Below are 21,652 nucleotides of genomic sequence, written 5' to 3'. Positions count from 1 at the left end.
GCGAGGGAACAGTGAAATTTTGTGCCATTCGCTGAAGAAAACGTCAGTTATGTGAACATAGCGACTTCAAGGGCTTAACTTGCTCAGCTGCGCACTATGCTATAATAGATCGGTTATTAAAAAAGATTGGAATGAAGTAACATGAATAGATTCAAAACGGCGAGTAAGACCTACCTGGTCATCGGCTCACTGATTTTTGGGATGATCTTCGGCGCCGGCAACCTGGTTTTCCCGGTCCACTTGGGGCAACTGGCCGGAAGAAACTGGCTGCCGGCCGCGGCGGGCTTTATCCTCTCTGGGGTTCTGCTTCCGCTCTTTGCCCTATTGGCGATCAGCATCACCCGGTCACGGGGCCTCTTTGAGCTGGCCCTGCCGGTCGGCCCCTGGTTTGCCCTGATTTTTCTCCTGCTGGTTCACGCCACGATCGGGCCGTTTTGCGCCACGCCCCGTTCCGCAACGGTTCCCTATGCCATTGGGGTGGCCCCCTACCTGAGCGCGGCAATGCAGCCCTGGGGTCTGGCTCTTTACACCGGGGCCTTTTTCCTCCTGGTCTACTTCTTTGCGACGCGGGAGGGGAAGATCACCGAGATCATCGGCAAGGTCTTGAATCCGGTCTTCCTGGTGATGCTCTTCGTGATTTTCCTGCTAGCCTTCATCTGGCCGATGGGGAAGCTGTCAACGCCGCAGCCGACGACGGCCTACGTGCACCACGCCTTTACCAGTGGCTTCTTGCAGGGCTATAACACTATGGATGCCTTTGCCATGTTGGTCTTCGGGGTGACGATCGTCGTGGCCGTTTCCCAGATGGGCTTTAAGGGCAGCAAGGCGGTTTCCCTTGCCACCACCAAGGGCGGTCTGATCGGTTGCCTGGGAGTTGGAATCATGTACCTCGGCCTGATCTACCTGGGGACCACCAGCCGGCACCACTTTGCGATCGCTGAAAACGGGGGAACGACGCTCAACCAGGTTGCCCATTACTACATGGGGGACTTCGGCAACGCCCTCCTGCTGACGCTGGCGACGATCACCTGCATGACGACGGCGATGGGGCTAGTAATTGCCTTTTCTCAGGATTTCCACGAGCGGTTCCCGAGGATCTCTTACAAGGCCTTTTTACGGATGAACTGCCTGTTGTCCTTTGCAATCGCTAATTTGGGACTGGACAAGATCGTTCTCTGGTCGACGCCGGTGCTGATGCTGCTCTATCCGCTGGCGATCGTCCTCGTTTTGCTGGGGATGTTTTCACCCTTCTTCGGCAACGCCCCAATCGTTTACCGAAGTGCCCTGCTCTTCACCTTCGTACCGGCCATTTTCGACATGGTCAATTCTTTCCCGCCGGTGCTCCGGAAATTGAGGGGCAGCCAGGACTTGATCAGCTTTGCCAACCACTGCCTGCCGCTTTATGACTTGGGGCTGGGTTGGCTGCCATTTGCCCTGGTCGGCACCGTTTTCGGATTGCTTTGCTGGCGGCTAACTCCTCGGCGGCAGTAGTGTATAATGTGAATAGAATTTAAGCGCAAGGAAGTGAGCAGGATGCAGCGGCAATACTTGAGCATCGACGTGGGTGGAACGGCAATTAAGAGCGCCGTCATCGACCACTCGGGCAACATCATTGTTAAAAAACGGGTGGACACGCCACACCAGAAGGGCCCGTTCCTGCACGCCCTGACGACGATTATTGATCGCCAGCCGATTGCTGCGGCCCTCTGCGTCAGCGTGCCCGGCATCGTCAATCCCGTGACGGGCGAGGTCCGGTTTACCGGTGCCCTGGGCTTCATGGGTGAATTTGCCCTGGCGGACTACTTGCGGCGCTATGCGGGCCGGCCGGTCTATGTCGGCAACGATGCCAACTGCGCCACCTTGGCCGAGATGTGGCTGGGCAACCTCACGGGGGTGGCCAACGGGGCCGTGATCACCCTGGGAACCTCGGTGGGTGGCGGCATGGTGATCAACGGCCAGCTACTGCACGGGCCCCACTTCCGCGCGGGTGAGCTGAGCGCGATCATCAATAACGCCGACTTCGCCGATCCCCACACGGCAACGGTGGGGGCCAGTACATCGGCGGTGCGGATGATCATGGCGGTCGCCCAGGCCTGCTATTTGCCCGACCCGAAAGATGGTCGCCGGGCCTTTCTCGAGATCAACCGCCACAACCCGGCGGCTTGGAAAATCTTCAGCGACTTTTGCCGGAAGGTGGCAGTCCTGATCGTCAACATCCAGGCGGTGGTCGACCTGGACCGGGTCCTGCTCGGCGGGGGGATCAGTGCCCAGCCGGTTTTAATCACGGAGGTCAAGCGCCAGTTTCGGCAGTTGCAGGCCCAGGACCGGCGCCTTCATGACGACATTCAGATGCCCGCAATCATGGCGGCCCATTTTGGGAACGAGGCCAACCTGCTGGGCGCCCTGTATGGTCTGCTGTTGAAGATTGAGGAGGAATAATTAATGACAATTCGTGCGGTAGCAACCGACATTGACGGAACCTTTTTGACGAACAACCGGGACTACGACCGGCCGCTGTTTCAGCGGGTCTACCAGGAAATGAACGATCAGGGGATTCGGTTCATCGTGGCCAGCGGGGACCAGTACTATTTCCTACGCAGCCTTTTCCCGGCGGAGGCCGATCAATTGGCCTTCGTGGCGGAGAACGGGGTTCTGACGATTGATAAAGGCACGGAACTGTACTGTGGTCGCTTGACCCCGGAGAATGCTCTGGCGGTCTGGCAATATGTTTCTCAGCTGCCGGGCGTTCACGGCGTCATTTGCGGTCGCAAGAGCGCCTACGTGATGAAGGACGCACCCCAGGGTTTCAAGCGGGGGATGCGGAAGTTCTATACCCGCGTTCGTGAGATCAGCACCTTTGCGGACATTCAGGATGACCTGATCTTCAAATTTGCCCTGACGGTACCGCCGACCCGGCTGCGGGAGATTTCCCACGCCATCGATACTCGCTTCGCCGGGGTCATCCGGGCCACGGCCAGCGGTTACGGGGCAATCGATTTAATCATCCCGGGGATGGATAAGTCGTACGGACTCAAGCTCCTCCTCGACCGGTGGGGACTTGATCCCGCGGAATTGGCGGTCTTCGGTGATGGTGAAAACGACCTGGAGATGTTTGAACTGGCCGGAACCAGTTACGCGATGGGGAACGCTCCGGCCAATGTTCAGCGGGCGGCCAGCCAGGTAATCGGCACGAACGATGACCAGGCCGTCCTGCACCAGTTGGCCCACATTCTAGAGAAGTAAAAAAATCATCCTTGCCGATTGGCAAAGATGATTTTTTTTACTATTTCTTCTGGTATGGAAAGTGCGCCATCTCCGGCAGCCGGTTCCAGCGAACGGGGTAGCCGGCGCCGTGGGCACAGAAGACCGAGTCCGGGGTGTTGGCGAGGTCGGCCACCGGATCGTAGGCGTGCTGTTTAACAACAGCCGCCGCGTCGTGACAGGGCTGGTAGCCGGCCACGATGCATTCGAGCTGCCCCTGTCCATGGGTGTAGTTGCGAACCTCCTGCTGGTAGTCACGCATTGTGGCCACCGGGGCCGTGCCGGTAATGGTGGTCAACGCGCCGTCGGCTGATAGTTCGAAGCTGCCGTGCATCTTTTGGATATCATTGATCGCCCGGCCGACCATTTCCTGGGGCAGGGTCAACCGGTAACGGTAGCGCGGCTCCAACAGCTGGCACTTGCCCTGGGCCCGCAGCTCCATTAGCCCCTGGCGGACCGCCCGCCAGGTAGCCTCGCGAAAGTCACCGCCGACCGAGTGGACGATGCTGCCGCGGCCGCCGACCAGGGTGATCTTGACGTCGGTCAGCGGGGCCCCGATCAGGACGCCCAGGTGCTCCTTGGCTCCCAGGCTGGTCATAATTTGCTCCTGCCAGTTGTGGCTGAGCACGTCGGTCCGGCAGGTATTGGCCACTTGCACGCCACTACCGGCCTTGCCCGGTTCCAGCAGCAAGTGGACCTCCGCATAGTGGCGCAGGGGTTCGAAATGTCCCACGCCCTCGACCGGACCGGTGATGGTCTCCTTATACAGGATCTGCCCCTGATCAAAGTCGAGCTGAAGTCCGAAACGCTGATCGAGCAGCTGCTGGAGGATTTCCAGCTGGACCGTTCCCATCAGGTTGACGTGGATTTCCTGGAGGTGTTCGCTCCAGGAAACCCGCAGTTGGGGATCCTCGTCGGCCAACTGCCGCAGGGCGACCAGGCAGTGGTGAATATCGTTGCCCCGGGGATCAACGGCGTAGGTCAGGACCGGCTGAAATTGGACCTGATCCTGGTCCCGCTCGCTCCCGAGCCCCTGACCGGGAAAGGTCGCGCTCGGTCCGGCGATGGCGCAGACGTCCCCAGGTGCGACCTCCTGTTGGATGGTAAACTTGCGGCCGTTATAGTCCCGCAGCTGATCGGCCTTTTGCCCGTCTGCCAATTCGGCCTTAGCCCGGAGTTTCCCGCCGGTGACCCGGACCCAGGTCAGGCGGTCGTTACCGTCATGGGAAATCTTGAAGACCCGGGCACCGAATTTCTGGTGAGCCACAAAAGGCAGCGTCCAACGCTTCAATCCCGCCAGGAATTGGTCGATCCCGGTGAGCTTGAGGGCCGAGCCGCGGTAGCACGGAAAGACCAACCGCTGCTTGATCAGGCGCTGGATCGTCGCGTCCGTCAATTTACCGTTTTCTAGGTACTCGGTGAGGGCTTTCTCGTCCTGACTGGCAATGTCCTCGATGGTTCCGGAGGCTAGCGGTGAATCGAAGGGAAGGCAACCAGCGGAGAAGCGGCTTTGCAGTTGGTCGAGTACCGCCTGGGGATCCGCTCCCACGCTGTCAACCTTGTTGATGAAGATAAACGTCGGCACCTGGTAGCGCTCGAGCAGCCGCCAGAGACTGGTCGTGCTGCCGGTCAACCCGCTGGTGGCGTCGATCACAAGAATTGCGTAGTCCAAGACCTGGAGGACCTGTTCGGTCTGGGCCACGAAGTCGATGTGACCGGGCGTGTCGAGCAGGGTAATTCCGAGATCCTGGTAATTAAACTGGGCCTCGTGCGAGTAAATGGTGATGCCACGCTGCTTTTCCAACTGGTCGGGATCGAGGAAGGCATCTCCCTTGTCAACCCGGCCGAGTTTGCGCAGGGCTCCGGTCTTGAACAGGAGGGCCTCCGAAAGGGTGGTCTTACCGGCGTCGACGTGGGCGATAATGCCGGTAACGATTTTCTTCACGATTAAGTCCCCCTCAAAAATTACTTTTGTTTCTTGACCTGGACGACCATCACGTCGCAGAGAGCGTTCCGGTTGACGTAGTTGGTAACCGAACCGAGCACGAAGCGTTCCACGCCGGACAGGCCGGTGGTGCCCATCACGATCAGATCATTGTGGTGGTCCTTCGGAAATTCCCGCGCGATGACCCGCTTGGGGTTACCAAACCGGATGTGAATGCTGACGTCGCTGAGCCCGGCCTTTTCGGCTTTGGCCTTCAGGTCGTCGAGCCGTTCCCGGGTGGTGTGGACGGCATCGAAGGTCTGCTTTTCGCTGAGGACGGCGTTGCTGTAGCCATCGGTGATCTGGTCGACCTGGGTGACGTTTAAGATGTCGAGGTGGGCGTTGTTGCGCAGGGCGCTGTCGATGGCGGCGTCAAGCACCTGGCTGGTGGCCTGGGAACCGTCGACGGCGACCATGATGTTGTGGTATTGGAAGTCGTTTGCCATAATCAAAAACTCCTTTGAATGTTAGGTAATCACCTATATTATAAGGTTTTTTCCTGCATTTCGATATAATTATTAACTGTTTCGAGTGGAAATTATTGAAAACGGTTGCGAAGAAGACTACACTACGTTAATGGAAACTAAATGACAATTCATAGCATTTAGTATGATTTTATAAAGAGGGGTTACACTATGCGTTATGTTTCAATGACGTCCCACAACATCGGGATGAACTTAGCTACAGAACAATATCTGATGAACGACAAGGACTTCGGTAACGAGCCACTGGTGCTGTTCTACTACGAAGAGCCATGCATTATCGTCGGCCGGAATCAGAACACTCAAGAAGAAATCAACCAGGACTACGTTAAGGAACATAACATTCGCGTAACCCGGCGCCTGTCCGGTGGTGGCGCGGTTTATCAGGACATGGGGAACCTGTGCTTCTCCTTTGTGGTTCCAAGCGACAGCGAGGAATTCGGGGACTTTAAGTCCTTCACCCAGCCAATCGTTGACGTGCTTCATAAGATGGGGGCTACCAGCGCCGAGGTCAGCGGCCGAAACGACATCCTGGTTGACGGCAAGAAGTTCTCCGGCAACGCTATGTACTCACGGAACGGCAAGACCTTCTCCCACGGGACCTTGATGCTCAACGTTGATCTGAGCGTGGTTGCCGACGCCCTCCACGTTGCCAAGGACAAGATCGAATCCAAGGGAATCAAGTCCGTTCGTTCCCGGGTCACGAACCTGCGGCCATACCTGGCAAAGGAATACCAGGACATTGACGTGCCAACCTTCAGAGACGACCTGATCAAGGGCCTCTTCCACGTTGACAGCTTAGACGAGATCAAGGACAAGCAGTACGTGGTTACCCCTGAAGACCAAAAGGAAATCGATAAGATCTACGAGCAGTACTACAACAACTGGGACTGGGTCTACGGCAAGAACCCTGAGTTCACGACGAAGCGGCGGAAGCACTTCGACATGGGGACAATTGATGCCCGGATCGACGTTAAGAATGGCGTGATCGAAAACATCAAATTCTTCGGTGACTTCTTCGGGCCAAAGGACGTTACCGAACTGGCCGACAAGCTGAAGGGCGTCAAGTACGACCACGACGCTATTAAGAAGGTCTTGGAAGACGCCGGCACCCAGCAATACATTACCGGGATCCCGACCGATGAGATCGCGGACCTCCTGGCCTAATTGAGCTTTAGCAGAATATCTAGTAAAATGGGACTATAACACGATTTGTGGTAGTCCCATTTTGCGTACCACAAAGTTCACGAGAAAGTGAGAAGAAATATCAATGAAAAATTCTGATAAGGTCATTGCCGTGTCCTCCGTGGCGGCGGTGGTGGCCATGGTTCTCGATGCCATCATGTTTATTCAACACGGTCAATCCCTGACTTCAATGGCCGTTTGGCCCCGCCTGCTGATCTTCATCATCCTGGCCGGGGTGGTCGACGGCCTGGCCCTGGTCAAGATGCGTTTTTGTGGCTATGCGACCATCTTTATTAACCTCTACTTTGCGATCGCCAGCCTGGCTGCCTTTGAAATGGTGCGGCCGCGGACCAGCGCCTATGGCTTGTTCGTCGAGGCCCTCGGGGTTGCCGGGATCCTGCTCGGCGCCGCGGGTGTCTACTACGGATTTAAGCAGCGGCACGAATACACGGAGATGCGGATTGAAAAGTTGATGGAGAAGGCGAAGAAGAATGAAACTAACGGTCGATAATTACCTTGAGTTGCTGACTGCCAACAAGGTTGAGCAAGAAACGGTCGACAAGACGGCGGCCCAGGCCCAACAGAAGACGACATTAAAAGCCGGAATCGAGTTCGTGATTGACCAGCTGGACAAAGGCTATTTGGGCCAGTACCTGGTCAACGTCAAGATGAAGAAGGGTGATCCGGTCAGCCTGCGCCTAGAGACCAATCTGATCAACGTGCCGATGGAAGAGGCCGAGCGTCTGGTGCCTAAATTGCTGGACAAGGGCCCGGCCTACCCGGTCAACCTCTACCTGGTCATGGAGAGTGACGACGTCAACAAGTCCGGCCTGCGGATCGACGAACTGGCTAATGAAACCGACCAGGCGGGCAGCGTTGCGAACCTGGTAGAAAAAGCCCAGCAATGGGTTGCCTCGCACCTGGCCGACGTGATGGAGGCCCGGGCTTAGGCGCTTGCCGATTGGCGGTTGACGAGCTATAATAGATTTTGCGATGAGTCGAGAGGTCTGGTAGCAACCCAAATTGCTGCCAATACTTTTTCGATTGTGGGGCGCGTTAACCCACCGGATTGTGGGGCGCCTGGGCATTGGCGAAGTGGACGTCGCTGGTGACCCTGAGATAGTATCAATACACACAAAAACACGGCATCATTTATTTGATGCCGTGTTTTTTTCATACTTTGTGATAAATTTTAATACCGCATCCCCGTATACTTCCGGCTGAGGATGATGACCAGGACGGTGGCCAGGATGCCGTAGAGGGAGCCGACGTAGCCGAGATCGTGCATTGGAATGAACTGAACGGCAGTCGATGCGGTAAAGGAACCCAGCGAGATGCCGATATTAGCAAAGATCGAGTTCAAAGACGAGGCCAGGTCAAGGGACTGTGGGTAGTCCTTTTCGGCGATGTCCAAAAACATCAGCTGGGTCGAGGAACCGTAGCAGGAGAAGGCTACGCAGAGCAGGGCGACGATCAGGATGGCGATCCATTTGTAGCTCAGCAGCGGGCCAAAGGCGAGGTAGAGGATGGTCATTGCGATGTAGATCCCGCTGAGGCGGTGAACCCCACCGCGGTCGGCCAGGAAGCCACCGAACTTGTTGCCGATGATGAAGAAGATCCCCATGCCGAACAGCAGCCAGTTCAGCCAGGCGTTGCTAAAGCCCATCTCGTTGGTGATCAGGGGCCGAATGTAAGTGTAGATCGAGTAGTCGGCCGCGCAGATCGCTACGATGAAGATCACCCCGAGGATCACCCGCCCGTCCTTGAGCAGGGCAAACTGCTTGCCCAGCGTGCTCTTGAACTGGGGCGTGTCCCGCGGCACCAGCCAGACCAGGCCGGCAAAGACGAAGATGGTCAAAACGGTGATCATCCAGAAGCTGTCGTGCCAGGAGAAGGTCGTGCTAATGACCGTCCCGATCGGGATCCCGATGACCGAGGCGATGCTAAAGCCGGCAAAGACCCAGGAGACCAGACTGGCCCGCTTCTCCCGCGGCGCAACAAAGCTGGCCATTACGAGGACGAGCGAGATGATCGCCCCGGCCACCGTTGCCGTCAGGATCCGCGAGAGCAGGAGGGAGACGTAGTTTGTGGCCAGCGCCGACCAGGTGTTGCCGACAAAGAAAACCACCATCAGCGTCAGCAGAACGTGGTGTCGTTTCCACCGGCTCGCCATTGAGGTAATGATCGGGGTAAAGATGGCGTAGATCAGGGCAAAGACCGTTACCAAAAGCCCCAGGGCAGACAGGGAGTCGTGGTACTCGTGGGCGATGTCGGGCAGGACCCCGACGATCATGTACTCGTTACAGCCGAGCATAAAGGCAACGAAGACAAAGAGAATGGCTTGCAGGCGATATTTCATGGTGATCACCGTCGACAGGCAGCGTGGCCGTCGAACTTCCTTTCTTTAAAAATTCAGACTCAGTCTAGTGTATCCGAGATTGGCCAACAATTCTAGAGGAAAAGGCCAGGATCTTCAAAAAATGATGATCCCGGCCCTTTAATCTGCCCTTGGTTTCACTTATTTGGCGAGGTAAACCTGTTCGTCAATCAGGTCGAAGGAGTGCAGCTGGACGTTGACGCGCTTAAGAGCCTCGTCCTGACTCAAGACGGCCTCCTGCCAGAACTGCTTGGAGTTGGTGGCCCCGTTTCTTTCGCCGATCACCAGCAGCTTGACGTCCGGGTAGTCCCGGCGCAGCAGTTGAAGGACCTGCCAGTCGGTATCGCCCTTGTCGGGAGCCCAGGACATGATGACGTAATCCACCTGGTCGCCGTACTTCTTGATTGCACTGATGGCATCCAGCTTTTCGATTGCGGTGACCGGGTGCTTGCCGGTCTCGTTTTCCTTGACCCAATCCTGACTGTCGGTGGTGTAGATCTGCTGGGTCGGCCGGTTATTGCGCAGCCCCTTGGAAATGTAGCCGTTGCCGGCCATGATCTCCAGGACCGGTGCCCCGTTCAGGTAGTCGGACAGGGCATGGGCGAAGGGCGCGTTAACGTAGGACCACATTCCGTAGGTGTCCTCGAGGTAGTCGCGGAAATTGCGCAGGGCGGCGTCGAGTTTGGGCAACTCTTCGTTATATTTGTTCCACAGGCGGTCGCCACGGGGATCACCCTGGGGATACTGCTGGTTGACCTTTTGAAAAATCGTGTCCTGGATGTCATCCGGCAGCAACATCGTCGGCAGTGGCTGGGGCAGGAGGCCGGCTCTAAGCAGACGGTCGCTCTCCAGGGCGTTGTTGATCAGGTAGGTGACCGGCGGAAAGTCGTTGAAAAGCTCCCGGTCCCGCGTCAATTCCGCAATGTAGGGTGACTGTTGGACCGTGCGGTGGGCCTTTTTGACCCGTTTCCTTAATTTTTTAACTTGCTTTGGATTCATTGCGTCTTCCTTACTTGAGCTTGAGGTTCAGTTGTTCCTGCTTGCCGTAGAACTTATCGGTATCGTGCCGGTTGTTGCGGCCCTTGAGGTAGCCGTCGATCAGCTGGAAAATCTCGTAGCGATCGTCACTCGACAGGATCGTGTTGTTAAAGGTCAGGTCCCGATCGGAGAAGAAGAGCTTGGCAAGATCGAAGTCGTTGCGGTCGGTTTTCCCGGTCAAATAGTCGAGGCTCACGTTGAAAAATTCGGCAAGCTTGCGGGCCTCAATGTAGGACGGGTTCCGGATGCCCCGCTCCCAGTTGCCAATCTGGGAGGCGGTGTTGGGCTTTTCACCCGGTCCGAGATTCTCGTTGAGGTGTTCGGCAAGTTCTTTTAAGGTTATTTTCTGGCCCTTTCGTAAAGCGCGCAGTCTTTCTGGAAACATTCGCTCACTTCCTTACTGTATCATTCTTATTTTACCATTGCTCCGCCGCCTTGGCAGGAAAAACAACATGCAAAACCACGGAAAGTGTGCTAAACTGATTCCATTATCAAAAATATGACATGGGGTTAACTATTTTGAATACTGCAATTAAGAAGAAACGTCATCCGCTGCGCAACTGGCTGATTGGGATCATCACCGTCATCGTGGTGGCCATGCTGGCAGCGGGCGCCTACTTTTTCAATGTCGCGATGGTGCCGAGCCACAAGTCCTTCATCAACAATTCTAACCGGATCAGCCGGTCGGACCCGCTTTATGACCAGAAGATGTGGTTTAAGCACGCCCATAAGCAAACCTGGACGATGGAATCCGCCAGCGGACACTACCGCTTGGTAGCGGACTACCTGCCGGCGGCCCGCCAGACGACCAAGAACGTCGTCATCCTCCACGGCTTCATGGGGAGAAAGGAAAAGATGGGCGAGTACGCGGCAATGTTTCACCAAATGGGCTACAACGTTTTGATGCCGGATGCCCGGGCCCACGGGCAGAGCCAGGGCAAGTACATCGGCTACGGCTGGCCGGAACGTTATGACGTCCGGAAGTGGACAAATAAGCTGATCCAACACAACGGGACTAGGAGCCAGGTCGTCATCTTCGGGACCAGCATGGGCGGGGCTACCGCGATGATGACCAGTGGGCTTCACCTGCCGCACCAGGTCAAGGCGATCGTCGAGGACTGCGGCTACACCAGCCTGAACGCGGAGCTCAACTACGAGGCGGGGAACCTCTACCACCTGCCGAAGTTTATTCGCGGACCACTGATTGCCATTCTGAGTGGAATCAACCGGACCAAGAACGGCTTCTTCACCAGTGAGGCCAGCTCGCTTAAAATGCTGCACCACAACCACCGGCCGATGCTCTTCATCCACGGTGGCGACGACCATTTCGTGCCGACGAAGATGGTTTACCAGAACTACGCGGCCACCCGCGGGCCCAAGCAGCTCTGGGTAGCGAAGGGCGCCAAACACGCGGCCTCCTATGCTCACTACCCGCACGAGTACCCAAAGAAGGTTGCTCAGTTCTTGAATCAGTACGTAAAATAATAAAAAAGTCGCGCTTGCGGGCGCGACTTTTTTTAGTCTAATGACTGAACATAGACAAGTTCGTCAGTTGAGATCTGTTCGTTGAGGGCGTTGGCCAGCTCCGGTTTTAACTTGCCGGCGGCCTGGCGCTCCTGGACGTAGCTGTGTTCATACTGGAAGGCGTCGATGAAGAGGTGATTGACGGTGTCACTATCGAGCTCCTGGCCCCGGGAAAAGAGTTCCCGCTGCTGGAGGTAGGCCCGGCGAACCAGGGCAACCTCATTGGCGTTTTCAGGAGTCTCAACGCTCTGTAAATACTGGTTGACCTTTTTGCTGGTAATCTTGAGAATCCGCTGAACGACCTGCCGATTTTGCTTGGCGACGGTCATTTTGTCCTGGACCGCCTGCTTGAGCTGCGGATTCTGGTCAAGGTGGTGCTGGAGGTGTCTGCGTTGGAAGTGGCGCCACTTGATTCGGTGCCAGAGCAGCCGGAAGTATTCCCAGAAGCCGTGCTGGCTGTGGCGGAAGACCGCGTGGCTGATGAAGCGGGCGTAGAAGTTGGCCTCCCGATCGGTGATCACGCCGTCCGCGTTGAGCTGGTCCACGGTGTCGAGCTCGACCTGGTGGGCCGCTGCCATAAGGTGCTGGTAACGCTGCTGGTCCAACTGGTGATAAAGGTTTAGCTGGGTACTCAACTGGTCGATGACCACTGCCTTTTCCCGGTGGGCGGTGGACCGGTTATTGAGCTGGTTGATCGCATACTGAACGGTTGCCGTCAACTGGTGGTGAAATTCCTCCTCGGTAAAGCTCTTGGCCTTGGCCGGCAGCAGGAGCGGATAGGCCACGGCACCGACAAGGATGCTGATGAGGATCACGATGGCGGCGATCAGGATGATCGAGTTGCGGAAGACAAAGGCGTGATCATTGATTGCAACTGGGAGGGAGAAGGCCAAGGAGAGGGTGATCGTCCCGTGGATGCCACCGATCGCCATCAGCAGGCTGTCCTTGCTGAGGCTCTCCGGGGTGGAGCCAATCCGGACGAGCCGCCAGCGAACCCAGACGAAGCGCATTGCTGTCATGACCAGGTAGAGCAGGAGAGCGATGACGATCAGCTTGGTGAGGCTGAGCAGGCTGGTCCGTCGCAGCACCTGGGGCAGAAGGACCCCGAGGAGAACGAATACCAGGCCGTTTAAAGCGTCGCTGATGATCGTCCAGATAGTTGTGGTGGCGATCTGGACCTTGGTTGAGGTCAGGCGCAGGCGGTCGTAGAGAATGCTGTGGACGATCCCGGCGGCCACGACGGCCAGGATGCCGGAGAAGTGCAGTTCTTCGGCCAGCCAGTAGACCACCAGGGGCGTCATGACGTTGATCGGAATCACGATTGAACCGATGTCGACATGGTTGCGCATCAGCCGGGTCCGCAACTTGATCAGGATCGTGCCGAGAACGGCCCCAAAGATGATCCCGCCGAAGAAGACGTAGGCAAAGATCCACAGGCCGTGGCCCAGCGAGAATTGGCCAGACTGGTAGGCGGTCAGGGCCAGGTCGAGGAGGACGATCCCGGAGGCATCATTGAACAGTGATTCGTATTCGAGGGCGCCACTGACGTTTTCCGGCATGGTCACGTTGGTGGTCAGTGACTTGACGGCTACCGCATCGGTCGGGGTGATGATGGCCGCCAGGGTAAAGGCCAGGGCCAGCGGAAAGACCTTTGGCATGGCCAGGTGCAAAAGGCAGCCGGTGACGATGACCGTGACCAGGGCGAGCATGATGGCGATTGAAAAGATGGCGCGAGTATTCTTCGAGAGGTAGCGGAAGGACTGGTTCTGCCCGTCGTTGAACATTAATGGCGCAATCACCACCATCATGAACAATTCAGGATGCATGGTGAAGTTGGTCGCGCTCGTGGGCAGGCTGGCCAGCAGGATCCCGGCAACGATTTGGTAAATCGCCAAGGGGATGCGCGGATAGATGAGGTGGACAACGTTGGCGGCGATCACCGCGGCCAGCAGTAGGATGGTGCCGAGTACTAATTCCATGTCAATTTCTCTCCCTCCAAAATTTATTCACTCACTAGAAAAAGGCCGAGAAAACACTTTCTCAGCCTTATTGATTATTCCCGTCCCAGCAGCATCTTGACCCCCATGGCGATGTTGTAGATGAAGAGCAGGAGCGCGATCAGGAGGGCAAAGGTCAGCAGGATGCCAAAGACGGCCCCGGAATGGGCGAGGGTACTGCTGAGCGAGGCAATGCTCAGGACCAGGATCGCGAAGATCACGTAGAAGAGCGGGAAGATCTGTGACCAAAAGGCTTTGCGGGCGTTTTTGACAATGGATGGGTCGTCGCTGGCCCGGGCCACGATCCAGACGATCAGCGGAAAGATGACCGGCAGGAAGAGAATGCTGAGGTAGGACAGGGCATTCACGATCCGGTTGGTGGTATTGTTTTGCATGCTAATTTCCTCCCTTTTCCCTATATTATGCCCGATCGGCTAAGGGAGGGCAACGATAATTACCTGCAGGAAGATCAAACCACCGCCGAAGAGCAACCAGTCGCGCCTGGTGATGGCGATCGCCTGGGCAGCCGTCCGGGGCGCCCCCTCGCGAAAGCCATGGCTCTCCATCGCCTGGGCGAGCGAGTCGGCCCACTGACTGGCGGCCAGGATTGCCTTGAAGTAGAGGGTCGGTGACCACCAGTGCAAGGTCACACCCCGCATCTGTCCGGCGATCCGGATGATCTTGACTTCTTGGCGGATTTTCGGCAGCAGGTTAAGGGCGGCCAGGATCCCGTAGGCAAATTTGCTCGGCAGGTGGCAGTCCTGTTCCAGCGACCGGACGAGCAGGAGGGGCGTTGTCGTCAGGCTGACTGCCGACCCGGCCGTGACGTAGACGTAGATCCGGGTGACAAGGACCCAGGCAAAGTAAACATTGCGCTGGGGGCTGAAGAAGGCAATCGTTGCGAAAATTGCCAGGGCCGGGATGGCTGTGATCAGGAGCAGCATGACCAGGTGGCGGCCATTGACGTGGTGGACGAGCAGGTAGATCAGGGCCAGGACAATGATGACCACGTTGGTGTAGAGGTGGGTGGTGAAGGTCACCTCGAGGGCGATGATCACCGCGAGAAAGAGTTTCAAGCTTGGATTCATGGTTATTCACCTCCCAGGTAGGTCAGGCGCTGGTCAGCCAGGTGCAGGTGGTAGTCAACCAGGCGGTCGAGTCCGGCCAGCTGGTGACTGATGATGACGATTGTTTGTGGCAGGGCCCGCTGGCAACGCTTGATCAGGTCAATCACGACCGCAAGCGATTTTCGATCAAGCCCGGCGAAGGGTTCGTCCAGGAGCAGAACCGGGTGGCCGATCATCAGCATTACCAGGAGCTGAAGCTTTTTGCGCTGGCCCCCGCTGAGGGAGTAGACGACCCGGTTTTCCATTCCCGCCAGGCCAAAATCTTCCAGGATCGCTTGCAGGTGGTCATTGGTTAGGACCGGCTGCCGCTGGTGCTTGGCGCTGAGATCCAGTTCTTCAGCCACCGTGACGTTGAGGAACTGGTCGTTGGCCTGCTGAAAGACCATCCCAACCTGCTGGTGATATTTCCCGGGTGATAATTTGGCAATATCGGTTTCCCGGTAGGAAATGTTTCCCCGATAAGAGATCAGGCGGGTCAGGGCCTTGAAGAGGGTCGACTTGCCCACCCCGTTGGCTCCGGTCAGCAGGGTAATCTTGTTTTCGACGATCGGCAGGCTGGCGTCCTTGATCAGTCGGCTGTCACCCCGTTCGATAGTCAAACCGTCCAGTCGCATAATCGCCGGTGTCGTAGAATCGGGAACGGCCGTGTGCAGCGGTTCCTGGCTGGCGTTGTCGGCCTGGGCAATCAAGGCCCGTCCCTGGTCGGGGCTGATCAATTGAACCTGGTGGTCGTTAAAGCGGTAGACCCGCGGATCCAATCTGGAATAACCATGGCAGTCGTGGTCGGTGACGATCAGGGTGTGGCCGGAATGCTTCTGCCATTTGGCTAGCTGGGCGATCAAAAAACGGCGGTTGGCCTCGTCGATGCTGGCGAAGGGTTCGTCCAGCAGGAGGATTTCCGGGCGCATGACCAGAACCACGGCCAGGGCAACCCGTTGCTGCTGGCCACCGGACAGGGTCGCAATTTTGCGGTCGAGGAAATCCGTCACCTGGCAAAACGCGGCCGCCTGCTGGATTCGTTCCGCCATCTTTTCTGCGGGAACCTGGCAGTTCTCAAGGGTGAATTCCATCTCGTGTTGGGGCGTGTCCATGGCAAACTGCATGGCCGGATCCTGAAAGAGCATTCCGATCCGGGGACGGTGGCCGCTATCCGTGGGGACAACGACCCGCCCGCTGGTTACTTCGCCCCCGTATTTCGGCAACAGGCCGGCAATGATTTTCAAGAGGGTCGACTTACCGCAGCCGGAGGGACCGACGACGAGCGCGCTCTGGCCCAGCGGAAATTCAACATCAACCTGGTCAAGGATTGGCTGCTGGTGTTCAAAACGAAAGGTCAGCCGGTCGGTTTGAATAGCGTTCATTGGCTTACTCCTTAATGACGTGGGCCCGGTTGAGCATGTTGATGATCAGCTTGTTGAGGACGCCACTGAAGAAGAAGATCGACAGGAAGCGTACCACAAACATCACAATCAGCATGTGGCCGGCGAAGTGGCTGTAGCCGTTCCGGAACCAGTCCCAGCCGAAGGTGATCAGGGTCGTCGAAAGCGAAACCGTCAGGACGGTCAGCCAGTTATAAAGCTTGTAGAGGGTGACGGTAAAGCCCAGTTCGGTGGCGACCCCTTGGACGGCCCCGGAGATCAGGTTGGAAGCTCCCCACTGGTCACCGAGAAACATTTCGACGGCCGCTCCGAGAAACTCGCCAAGAAAGGACGAGCCGGGCAGGCGGAACATGAAACCGGCGAGGGGACCGGCCATGCACCAGATTCCCATGGTGATGTCGTTAGCCATCGGGCCGTAGCCGATTGGCGTCAGCAGCAATGTCAGCCCGTTGTAGACGAAGCTGGCCGCGTAGTAGATGACCCCGAAGATGATCCCGATCAGGGCCAGCAGAATGATATCGCGTAGGTGAAAACTTCTTTTGTGCATCAGAAAGACTCCTTAAAGTGAGATTTAGATTAAGGCGGTCAACGGGTAAGAAAAAGGCCCCACAATGCAGTCATTGTGGGGCAGAATTGTTTCTCTTATTATTTACCGAATCTCCCTCCGCTGGTATTGTCCAGTTCAGGTTCAATGGGTATTATCTCAGCCATCCGGCACCCCAGACATCGTATTAATCTCACTACTTATGATACATAACTTGGGGATAAAGTTCAAATTAGAGAAAGAGGTGCAGGACTGGGTGACAGCGTCTATAATAGTTGGTGTCAATAAATTTGTGAGGTTGTAGAATGTCTGGATTAACTTTTTTTGCTTTATTGGTTGTTGTCGGCATCTGTGCCGGGATCACGAGCGCGGCCGCGGGACTAGCATCGTTAATATCATACCCCTCGCTGCTGGCGTTGGGCTTGCCACCGGTGATTGCAAACGTGACCAGTAGCTATTCGACGGTGGCCAGTGGGTACAGCTCGGTCTTCGCCTCGGCCCGGGAGCTCCGTCACAACCGCAAGCAGATGTGGCTGATGATCCCGGTCGTTCTGGTAGGGTCAATGATCGGGGCCGTTCTCCTCTTCACCCTGCCGAGCAAGTACTTTAAGGAACTGGTACCCTTCTGTATCGGGGCCGCGGGGATCGTCCTGCTCTTTCCCCACCGGCCACGCCAGGCTCGCCCCGAACTGGTTCAAAACAGTCGGGCATTCGGTCGGTCCCGCCTGCACCGGGCGCTGGCCTGGGTCGGGATCTTTTTGGTCGGCCTCTACGCCGGCTACTTTAACTCGGGTGCCGGAGTGATGATGCTGACGCTCTTGACCGTTGTCAACAGTCAGCAGTCCTTTGCCATCAATAACGCCCTGAAGAACGTGACCATGACGGCCACCAACACGATGGCCGCCATCATCTTCTTCTTGGAGGCGGGAATCCACTGGAACTACGTGATCCCGCTTTTCCTGGGAAACATCCTCGGCGGAATCCTCGGGCCGATCATTGTCCGGCACCTCCCCGGCCGTTTGATGCAAATCATCGTTGGGATCGGGGCCTTGGTGCTGGCCGTCTCCCTGGTAATTAGAAACATGATGTGAGGAATGCCAATGCCAAGTCGAACCTTTACCAACCTCAAGGACGCTAAAAAGCAGCGGATTCGGACCGCCCTATTAAATGAATTCAGCCAGCACAGCCTGGCGACGGCCGAGGTGGCCCGGATCATCAAGGATGCCCAGATTTCGCGCGGCGCCTTCTATAAGTATTTTGCGGATCTGACGGATGCCTACCTCTACCTCCTGCAAGAAGTCCTGGTGGCGATTCACGTTCCCCTGGGCCAGGCGGGGCAGCACTTTGCCGCGCTGGACTACTACCAAATGGTCGCTGAGTTCGTCGACCGGGTTCACCAGGGACCCTACTACCAATTTGTTCGTAACCATTTCCTGACCAACGAGGGGATGCTGCCGCAGGAAAACGGGACGCAGCTGGAGCCGCAGACCGACACGCAATGGGCGGTGATGACCCTGTGCCACGCCACCATCAAGGAATGCCTGCTGGTGCCGGACGACCGCGACCAAGCCTTGGCGCGGCTCAAGAGAATGCTGGAGAAGATTACGGAATAACAAAAGGGATGAAGTCATTGGCGGCTTCATCCCTTTTGGTTAGAAGTGTTTATTTTTGTGGACTAGTGTTCCTTGAACAGGTTGGTCAGCAGGTCCATGAAGACGTTTAAGTAACGTTCCTTATCCACGTTGATGGCAACCTTAACGTTTGGATTTGGATCGTTCAACTTGGCGTTGTCACCAATGATCCGTGCGTAGTAAGGACCTTCCTCGTAGACACACTTAACGAAGAGGCTCAGCGTGGTAACGAAGGATGGGTCGATCCCGACACCAACGGCCAGTGGATCGTGAATGGCACAACCGTTCTTGTCGATGTCGAGGTTGTAGTAGGCGTCGATGTAGAAGTCGGTGATGTCGGCGTAGGCCTTCCCAGCCTTGGTGCCGAGTTCACGCCACTTAGCGGTTTCCTTCTTGGTCAGCAGGGTCCGCAGAGTAACGTCCAGGCCCACCATCGTCAGTGGCAGGTCGGAGGTCAGGACTTCGTTGCAGGCCTTTGGATCCTGGTGGATGTTGGCTTCGGCAACGGGGCTGACGTTCCCTTCAACGGTCAGGGCACCACCCATGAAGGTGACGTTGCCGATCAGGTGGGCAATTTCAGGATCCTTCTTGAGGGCAGCGGCCAGGGTTGTCATCGGACCAGTTGGGATGATGATCAGGTCCTTGCCGTACTTGTGGGCGGCGTCAATGTAGAAGTCCACGCCGGACTCTTCTTCTACGCTGCGTTGTGGGTCTGGCAGTTCGACTTCACCGATCCCGTTGTTACCGTGGATGTCCAGTGAAACTTGTTCTGGATCGAAGTGGTCGGTCGTGCAGGAGTGGTCGGCACCGTTGTAAACCGGAACCTCAGGATGACCCAACAGTTCCAGAAGCTTCAGGCTGTTTTGGGCACAGATGTCACGCCGATTGTTACCAAATGCACTAACGATCCCAATCAAGTCGACCTCAGGGGCAGCCAGGGCGTAGGCAATTGCCAAAGCGTCGTCAACACCGGTATCCAGGTCAAGAATCATTTTCTTTTTAGCCATATTTAGTCCCTCCAAAGAATAAGAAAAGTTTATTTACACTTTTAATGATAGATTAGTTTTTCGGTAAACACAATAGGTAAAACGTTAAAATTGGTAGCGCTTCAAAAATAATTTAATTATTTTGCGAGATGTTATAATAGTTTAACAAAGTTTTGAAGAAAGAAGGCCGTGTTTGATGACGGAATCACAATATGATGTAACTATTATTGGTGGGGGCCCCGCCGGGATGTTTGCTGCATTCTACTGCGGGCTGCACGAGCTGCACGCCCAGCTGATTGAAAGCCTGCCCCAGCTTGGGGGCCAGGTGGCTGCCCTTTACCCGGAAAAACAGATCTGGGACGTAGCCGGCTTGCCGGGCGTTACGGGCCAGGAGCTCGTTGACCACCTCAAGGACCAGCTGAAGATTGCTCCCGTAGACCAGTTTGTCAACGAGACGGTCGACGACGTGGTCAAGGAGGACGACGGGACCTTTACGATTAAGTCCGCTGACCGTACCTCACATTCCAAGGCCGTGATCATCGCCCTGGGGAATGGTGCCTTCACTCCCCGGCCACTGGCTTTGGATGGCGCTAAAGAGTTGGAAGGGCACCAGTTACACTACTTTGTCACCCACAAGGCTGATTTTGCCGGGCAGCGGGTGGCCGTTTTTGGTGGCGGCGATTCTGCCATTGACATTGCGCTGATGCTGGAGCCGCTTGCTAAGGAGGTTTACCTGGTTCACCGGCGCAACCAGTTCCGGGGGTTGGAGCACACGGTGACGCGCCTGAAGCAGTCTTCAGTTCAAGTGATGACGCCCTACCTGCCGAAGAGCCTGCAAACAACGGCTGAAGGGGCGGTGACGATCGGGCTGAAGAAGATGCGCAGCGACGAGGAGACGACTCTGACGGTGGACCAAATGGTGGTCAACTACGGCTTCACCTCGAATAACGCGGCCCTGTCGAAGTGGTCGCTGGACCTGGCCAGTGAGCGCCGTCTCCTAAAGGTGGATTCAACGATGCAGACCAGTGTGCCCGGCGTCTACGCCATCGGTGACGGGGTGACCTATCCCGGCAAGGCGGCCCTGATTGCGACCGCCTTTGGTGAGGCACCGACCGCGGTGACCGCCCTGGCCAAGCAGCTTTATCCGGACAAGCGGATGGCCACCCACAGTTCTTCGATGCATATCAAGCAAAAGTAGAAAAACGCAGCAGGCTGCTTTAGAAAAGCAACTTGCTGCGTTTTGAGATTATTGGCAAAGGTGATTGCATGTCGGTACCCATTAAACTACCATGGTAGTGTTGATCAATATAGTTTTTGATTAAGAAGGGAAAAGAATTGTTTGAAAAAACGAAACGATTTGTACTTGCACTTGTTTGTTTGCTGACGGTCGGCCTGGTGCTCTTTGGCCCGGCCAACTGGGGGACGGCCCGGGCGGCAACTAGCCAGAGCAGCCACATGCGGACGCCGATCGACTGGCATAAGTCCTCAGAGACCGTTCCCTATCCCGATCTGAAACAGGCCAAAAACCTCTGGGTGAAGGTGGAGCTGAAGGCCAATCGGACCTATATCTATGACGGCAACAAGCTGCTCTACACGATGTATAGCTGCGGGGGCGTCTACCAGAAGGATAAGCAGACCGGTAAGATGAAGAGCCTGACGCCGACGGGGACCTTCCATGTTCAATCCGAGCGGGGCGATCACTTCTTCAACTCGCAGCTGCAGGTCGGTGCCAACTATTACACCTCTTGGCACGACCACGGGCAGTACCTTTTCCACAGCGTCCCAACGACGGCGGACGGCTCCTACAACAAGGTTGAGGCGGCCAAGCTGGGCAAGACGCAGGGCTCCCACGGCTGCATTCGGCTCTCGGTTGCCGACGCCCGTTGGATTGAACAGAACCTGCCAACCGGAACTAAGGTTGTGATTGTTGATTAAGCCAGAAAGTGGTAGCCTTTAAGCCACAGATGAGCAGGTTGGCCAGGATGAAGATGAGGAGTGCACTTCCCAGCGAGATTCTGACCAGTGGGATGAGCAGGCTAAGCAGGTTGTACAAAATAATTAGGAGAATGAGGCCCCCGTCGCTGATCAGCAGGTGCTGAATAAAGGGCCGGGTGAAAATTTGTTTGAGCATGGTGGA

General features: G+C 56.4%; 23 protein-coding genes and 1 riboswitch. Of the genes, 11 read left to right on the top strand and 12 right to left on the bottom strand.

Features of this window, described 5'->3' with window-relative positions; translation table 11 throughout:
• Nucleotides 1-141 precede the first annotated feature (141 nt).
• From brnQ to LKE23_RS05920, 3 genes are read left to right on the top strand one after another with little or no spacing between them, the layout of a single operon-like run.
• Nucleotides 142-1,491 carry a branched-chain amino acid transport system II carrier protein gene (brnQ, locus tag LKE23_RS05930; RefSeq protein ID WP_291976409.1) on the top strand — a complete coding sequence of 450 codons (1,350 nt, stop codon included), beginning with the start codon at nucleotides 142-144 and terminating at the stop codon, nucleotides 1,489-1,491.
• A 42-nt stretch (nucleotides 1,492-1,533) separates the two neighbouring features.
• Nucleotides 1,534-2,439 (top strand): ROK family protein, encoded by a 906-nt coding sequence (locus LKE23_RS05925; protein ID WP_291976408.1) that lies wholly within the window; start codon nucleotides 1,534-1,536, stop codon nucleotides 2,437-2,439.
• A 3-nt stretch (nucleotides 2,440-2,442) separates the two neighbouring features.
• The gene (locus LKE23_RS05920) at nucleotides 2,443-3,243 is read left to right on the top strand and encodes a Cof-type HAD-IIB family hydrolase (protein WP_291976407.1); all 801 of its coding nucleotides are present in this window, start codon (nucleotides 2,443-2,445) and stop codon (nucleotides 3,241-3,243) included.
• Between the two features lie 40 nt (nucleotides 3,244-3,283).
• Here the strand turns inward: LKE23_RS05920 and LKE23_RS05915 are convergent, their stop codons facing one another.
• Complete coding sequence (locus tag LKE23_RS05915) at nucleotides 3,284-5,206, bottom strand: elongation factor G (protein ID WP_291976406.1); 1,923 nt, start codon at nucleotides 5,204-5,206, stop codon at nucleotides 3,284-3,286.
• Nucleotides 5,207-5,226: 20 nt separating this feature from the next.
• Entirely contained in the window at nucleotides 5,227-5,691 is a 465-nt protein-coding gene (locus tag LKE23_RS05910; protein ID WP_267201942.1) for a universal stress protein, read from the bottom strand.
• A 189-nt stretch (nucleotides 5,692-5,880) separates the two neighbouring features.
• On the opposite strand from LKE23_RS05910, the gene LKE23_RS05905 reads away from it, so the two are divergent.
• From LKE23_RS05905 to LKE23_RS05895, 3 genes are all read left to right on the top strand, one after another.
• The gene (locus LKE23_RS05905; protein WP_291976405.1) at nucleotides 5,881-6,894 is read left to right on the top strand and encodes a lipoate--protein ligase; all 1,014 of its coding nucleotides are present in this window, start codon (nucleotides 5,881-5,883) and stop codon (nucleotides 6,892-6,894) included.
• Between the two features lie 103 nt (nucleotides 6,895-6,997).
• Nucleotides 6,998-7,423, top strand: a complete 426-nt coding sequence (locus LKE23_RS05900) for a hypothetical protein (protein ID WP_291976404.1) — start codon at nucleotides 6,998-7,000, stop codon at nucleotides 7,421-7,423.
• A complete protein-coding gene (locus LKE23_RS05895) occupies nucleotides 7,404-7,862 on the top strand; it encodes a hypothetical protein (RefSeq protein ID WP_291976403.1) in 459 nt (152 codons plus the stop codon). Before LKE23_RS05900 ends, LKE23_RS05895 begins: the two co-directional genes overlap by 20 nt.
• A gap of 242 nt (nucleotides 7,863-8,104) precedes the next feature.
• Here the strand turns inward: LKE23_RS05895 and LKE23_RS05890 are convergent, their stop codons facing one another.
• From LKE23_RS05890 to LKE23_RS05880, 3 genes are all read right to left on the bottom strand, one after another.
• A complete protein-coding gene (locus LKE23_RS05890; protein ID WP_291976402.1) occupies nucleotides 8,105-9,271 on the bottom strand; it encodes an MFS transporter in 1,167 nt (388 codons plus the stop codon).
• 159 nt (nucleotides 9,272-9,430) lie between these two features.
• Nucleotides 9,431-10,288 carry an SAM-dependent methyltransferase gene (locus LKE23_RS05885; RefSeq protein WP_291976400.1) on the bottom strand — a complete coding sequence of 286 codons (858 nt, stop codon included), beginning with the start codon at nucleotides 10,286-10,288 and terminating at the stop codon, nucleotides 9,431-9,433.
• 10 nt (nucleotides 10,289-10,298) lie between these two features.
• Nucleotides 10,299-10,712, bottom strand: a complete 414-nt coding sequence (locus LKE23_RS05880) for a helix-turn-helix domain-containing protein (protein WP_291976399.1) — start codon at nucleotides 10,710-10,712, stop codon at nucleotides 10,299-10,301.
• 119 nt (nucleotides 10,713-10,831) lie between these two features.
• Here LKE23_RS05880 and LKE23_RS05875 point away from each other — a divergent pair, with 119 nt between their 5' ends.
• Complete coding sequence (locus tag LKE23_RS05875) at nucleotides 10,832-11,812, top strand: alpha/beta hydrolase (protein ID WP_291976397.1); 981 nt, start codon at nucleotides 10,832-10,834, stop codon at nucleotides 11,810-11,812.
• Between the two features lie 32 nt (nucleotides 11,813-11,844).
• On the opposite strand, the gene LKE23_RS05870 is transcribed toward LKE23_RS05875, so the two are convergent.
• From LKE23_RS05870 to LKE23_RS05850, 5 genes are all read right to left on the bottom strand, one after another.
• Entirely contained in the window at nucleotides 11,845-13,830 is a 1,986-nt protein-coding gene (locus LKE23_RS05870; RefSeq protein WP_291976396.1) for a cation:proton antiporter, read from the bottom strand.
• A gap of 74 nt (nucleotides 13,831-13,904) precedes the next feature.
• Nucleotides 13,905-14,243 carry a DUF4870 domain-containing protein gene (locus LKE23_RS05865; RefSeq protein ID WP_291976394.1) on the bottom strand — a complete coding sequence of 113 codons (339 nt, stop codon included), beginning with the start codon at nucleotides 14,241-14,243 and terminating at the stop codon, nucleotides 13,905-13,907.
• A 39-nt stretch (nucleotides 14,244-14,282) separates the two neighbouring features.
• Nucleotides 14,283-14,936 (bottom strand): energy-coupling factor transporter transmembrane component T family protein, encoded by a 654-nt coding sequence (locus LKE23_RS05860; RefSeq protein WP_291976393.1) that lies wholly within the window; start codon nucleotides 14,934-14,936, stop codon nucleotides 14,283-14,285.
• A 2-nt stretch (nucleotides 14,937-14,938) separates the two neighbouring features.
• A complete protein-coding gene (locus tag LKE23_RS05855; RefSeq protein WP_291976392.1) occupies nucleotides 14,939-16,336 on the bottom strand; it encodes an ATP-binding cassette domain-containing protein in 1,398 nt (465 codons plus the stop codon).
• 4 nt (nucleotides 16,337-16,340) lie between these two features.
• Nucleotides 16,341-16,901: an ECF transporter S component gene (locus LKE23_RS05850; protein ID WP_291976391.1), complete on the bottom strand. Its 561-nt coding sequence runs from the start codon at nucleotides 16,899-16,901 to the stop codon at nucleotides 16,341-16,343.
• A gap of 95 nt (nucleotides 16,902-16,996) precedes the next feature.
• Nucleotides 16,997-17,086, bottom strand: a riboswitch (TPP riboswitch).
• A 117-nt stretch (nucleotides 17,087-17,203) separates the two neighbouring features.
• Here LKE23_RS05850 and LKE23_RS05845 point away from each other — a divergent pair.
• Complete coding sequence (locus LKE23_RS05845; protein WP_291976390.1) at nucleotides 17,204-17,989, top strand: sulfite exporter TauE/SafE family protein; 786 nt, start codon at nucleotides 17,204-17,206, stop codon at nucleotides 17,987-17,989.
• A gap of 9 nt (nucleotides 17,990-17,998) precedes the next feature.
• Nucleotides 17,999-18,511: a TetR/AcrR family transcriptional regulator gene (locus LKE23_RS05840; RefSeq protein ID WP_291976389.1), complete on the top strand. Its 513-nt coding sequence runs from the start codon at nucleotides 17,999-18,001 to the stop codon at nucleotides 18,509-18,511.
• 62 nt (nucleotides 18,512-18,573) lie between these two features.
• On the opposite strand, the gene LKE23_RS05835 is transcribed toward LKE23_RS05840, so the two are convergent.
• Nucleotides 18,574-19,536, bottom strand: coding sequence for a nucleoside hydrolase (locus LKE23_RS05835; RefSeq protein ID WP_291976388.1), 963 nt, complete (start codon nucleotides 19,534-19,536; stop codon nucleotides 18,574-18,576).
• A gap of 175 nt (nucleotides 19,537-19,711) precedes the next feature.
• Here LKE23_RS05835 and LKE23_RS05830 point away from each other — a divergent pair, with 175 nt between their 5' ends.
• Both LKE23_RS05830 and LKE23_RS05825 read left to right on the top strand, forming a co-directional pair.
• On the top strand, nucleotides 19,712-20,713 hold the full coding sequence (locus LKE23_RS05830) for an NAD(P)/FAD-dependent oxidoreductase (RefSeq protein WP_291976387.1): 1,002 nt from the start codon (nucleotides 19,712-19,714) through the stop codon (nucleotides 20,711-20,713).
• A gap of 194 nt (nucleotides 20,714-20,907) precedes the next feature.
• Nucleotides 20,908-21,450, top strand: a complete 543-nt coding sequence (locus LKE23_RS05825; protein ID WP_434737613.1) for a L,D-transpeptidase — start codon at nucleotides 20,908-20,910, stop codon at nucleotides 21,448-21,450.
• Here LKE23_RS05825 and LKE23_RS05820 read toward each other — a convergent pair.
• Complete coding sequence (locus LKE23_RS05820) at nucleotides 21,428-21,646, bottom strand: hypothetical protein (protein WP_291976385.1); 219 nt, start codon at nucleotides 21,644-21,646, stop codon at nucleotides 21,428-21,430. The genes LKE23_RS05825 and LKE23_RS05820 overlap by 23 nt on opposite strands.
• Nucleotides 21,647-21,652 lie beyond the last annotated feature (6 nt).

It is taken from the genome of Limosilactobacillus sp., assembly GCF_022482365.1.
GTDB lineage: Bacteria > Bacillota > Bacilli > Lactobacillales > Lactobacillaceae > Limosilactobacillus.
The sequence above is the reverse complement of the archived record's forward strand: the minus strand, read 5'-3'. Positions and strand labels throughout refer to the sequence as shown.

Coding starts and splice junctions, on each gene's coding strand:
- brnQ (WP_291976409.1), top strand. CDS start 142: ATGAATAGATTCAAAACGGCGAGTAAGACCTACCTGGTCATCGGCTCA.
- LKE23_RS05925 (WP_291976408.1), top strand. CDS start 1,534: ATGCAGCGGCAATACTTGAGCATCGACGTGGGTGGAACGGCAATTAAG.
- LKE23_RS05920 (WP_291976407.1), top strand. CDS start 2,443: ATGACAATTCGTGCGGTAGCAACCGACATTGACGGAACCTTTTTGACG.
- LKE23_RS05910 (WP_267201942.1), bottom strand. CDS start 5,691: ATGGCAAACGACTTCCAATACCACAACATCATGGTCGCCGTCGACGGT.
- LKE23_RS05905 (WP_291976405.1), top strand. CDS start 5,881: ATGCGTTATGTTTCAATGACGTCCCACAACATCGGGATGAACTTAGCT.
- LKE23_RS05900 (WP_291976404.1), top strand. CDS start 6,998: ATGAAAAATTCTGATAAGGTCATTGCCGTGTCCTCCGTGGCGGCGGTG.
- LKE23_RS05895 (WP_291976403.1), top strand. CDS start 7,404: ATGAAACTAACGGTCGATAATTACCTTGAGTTGCTGACTGCCAACAAG.
- LKE23_RS05890 (WP_291976402.1), bottom strand. CDS start 9,271: ATGAAATATCGCCTGCAAGCCATTCTCTTTGTCTTCGTTGCCTTTATG.
- LKE23_RS05885 (WP_291976400.1), bottom strand. CDS start 10,288: ATGAATCCAAAGCAAGTTAAAAAATTAAGGAAACGGGTCAAAAAGGCC.
- LKE23_RS05880 (WP_291976399.1), bottom strand. CDS start 10,712: ATGTTTCCAGAAAGACTGCGCGCTTTACGAAAGGGCCAGAAAATAACC.
- LKE23_RS05875 (WP_291976397.1), top strand. CDS start 10,832: ATGGGGTTAACTATTTTGAATACTGCAATTAAGAAGAAACGTCATCCG.
- LKE23_RS05870 (WP_291976396.1), bottom strand. CDS start 13,830: ATGGAATTAGTACTCGGCACCATCCTACTGCTGGCCGCGGTGATCGCC.
- LKE23_RS05865 (WP_291976394.1), bottom strand. CDS start 14,243: ATGCAAAACAATACCACCAACCGGATCGTGAATGCCCTGTCCTACCTC.
- LKE23_RS05860 (WP_291976393.1), bottom strand. CDS start 14,936: ATGAATCCAAGCTTGAAACTCTTTCTCGCGGTGATCATCGCCCTCGAG.
- LKE23_RS05855 (WP_291976392.1), bottom strand. CDS start 16,336: ATGAACGCTATTCAAACCGACCGGCTGACCTTTCGTTTTGAACACCAG.
- LKE23_RS05850 (WP_291976391.1), bottom strand. CDS start 16,901: ATGCACAAAAGAAGTTTTCACCTACGCGATATCATTCTGCTGGCCCTG.
- LKE23_RS05845 (WP_291976390.1), top strand. CDS start 17,204: ATGTCTGGATTAACTTTTTTTGCTTTATTGGTTGTTGTCGGCATCTGT.
- LKE23_RS05840 (WP_291976389.1), top strand. CDS start 17,999: ATGCCAAGTCGAACCTTTACCAACCTCAAGGACGCTAAAAAGCAGCGG.
- LKE23_RS05835 (WP_291976388.1), bottom strand. CDS start 19,536: ATGGCTAAAAAGAAAATGATTCTTGACCTGGATACCGGTGTTGACGAC.
- LKE23_RS05830 (WP_291976387.1), top strand. CDS start 19,712: ATGACGGAATCACAATATGATGTAACTATTATTGGTGGGGGCCCCGCC.
- LKE23_RS05820 (WP_291976385.1), bottom strand. CDS start 21,646: ATGCTCAAACAAATTTTCACCCGGCCCTTTATTCAGCACCTGCTGATC.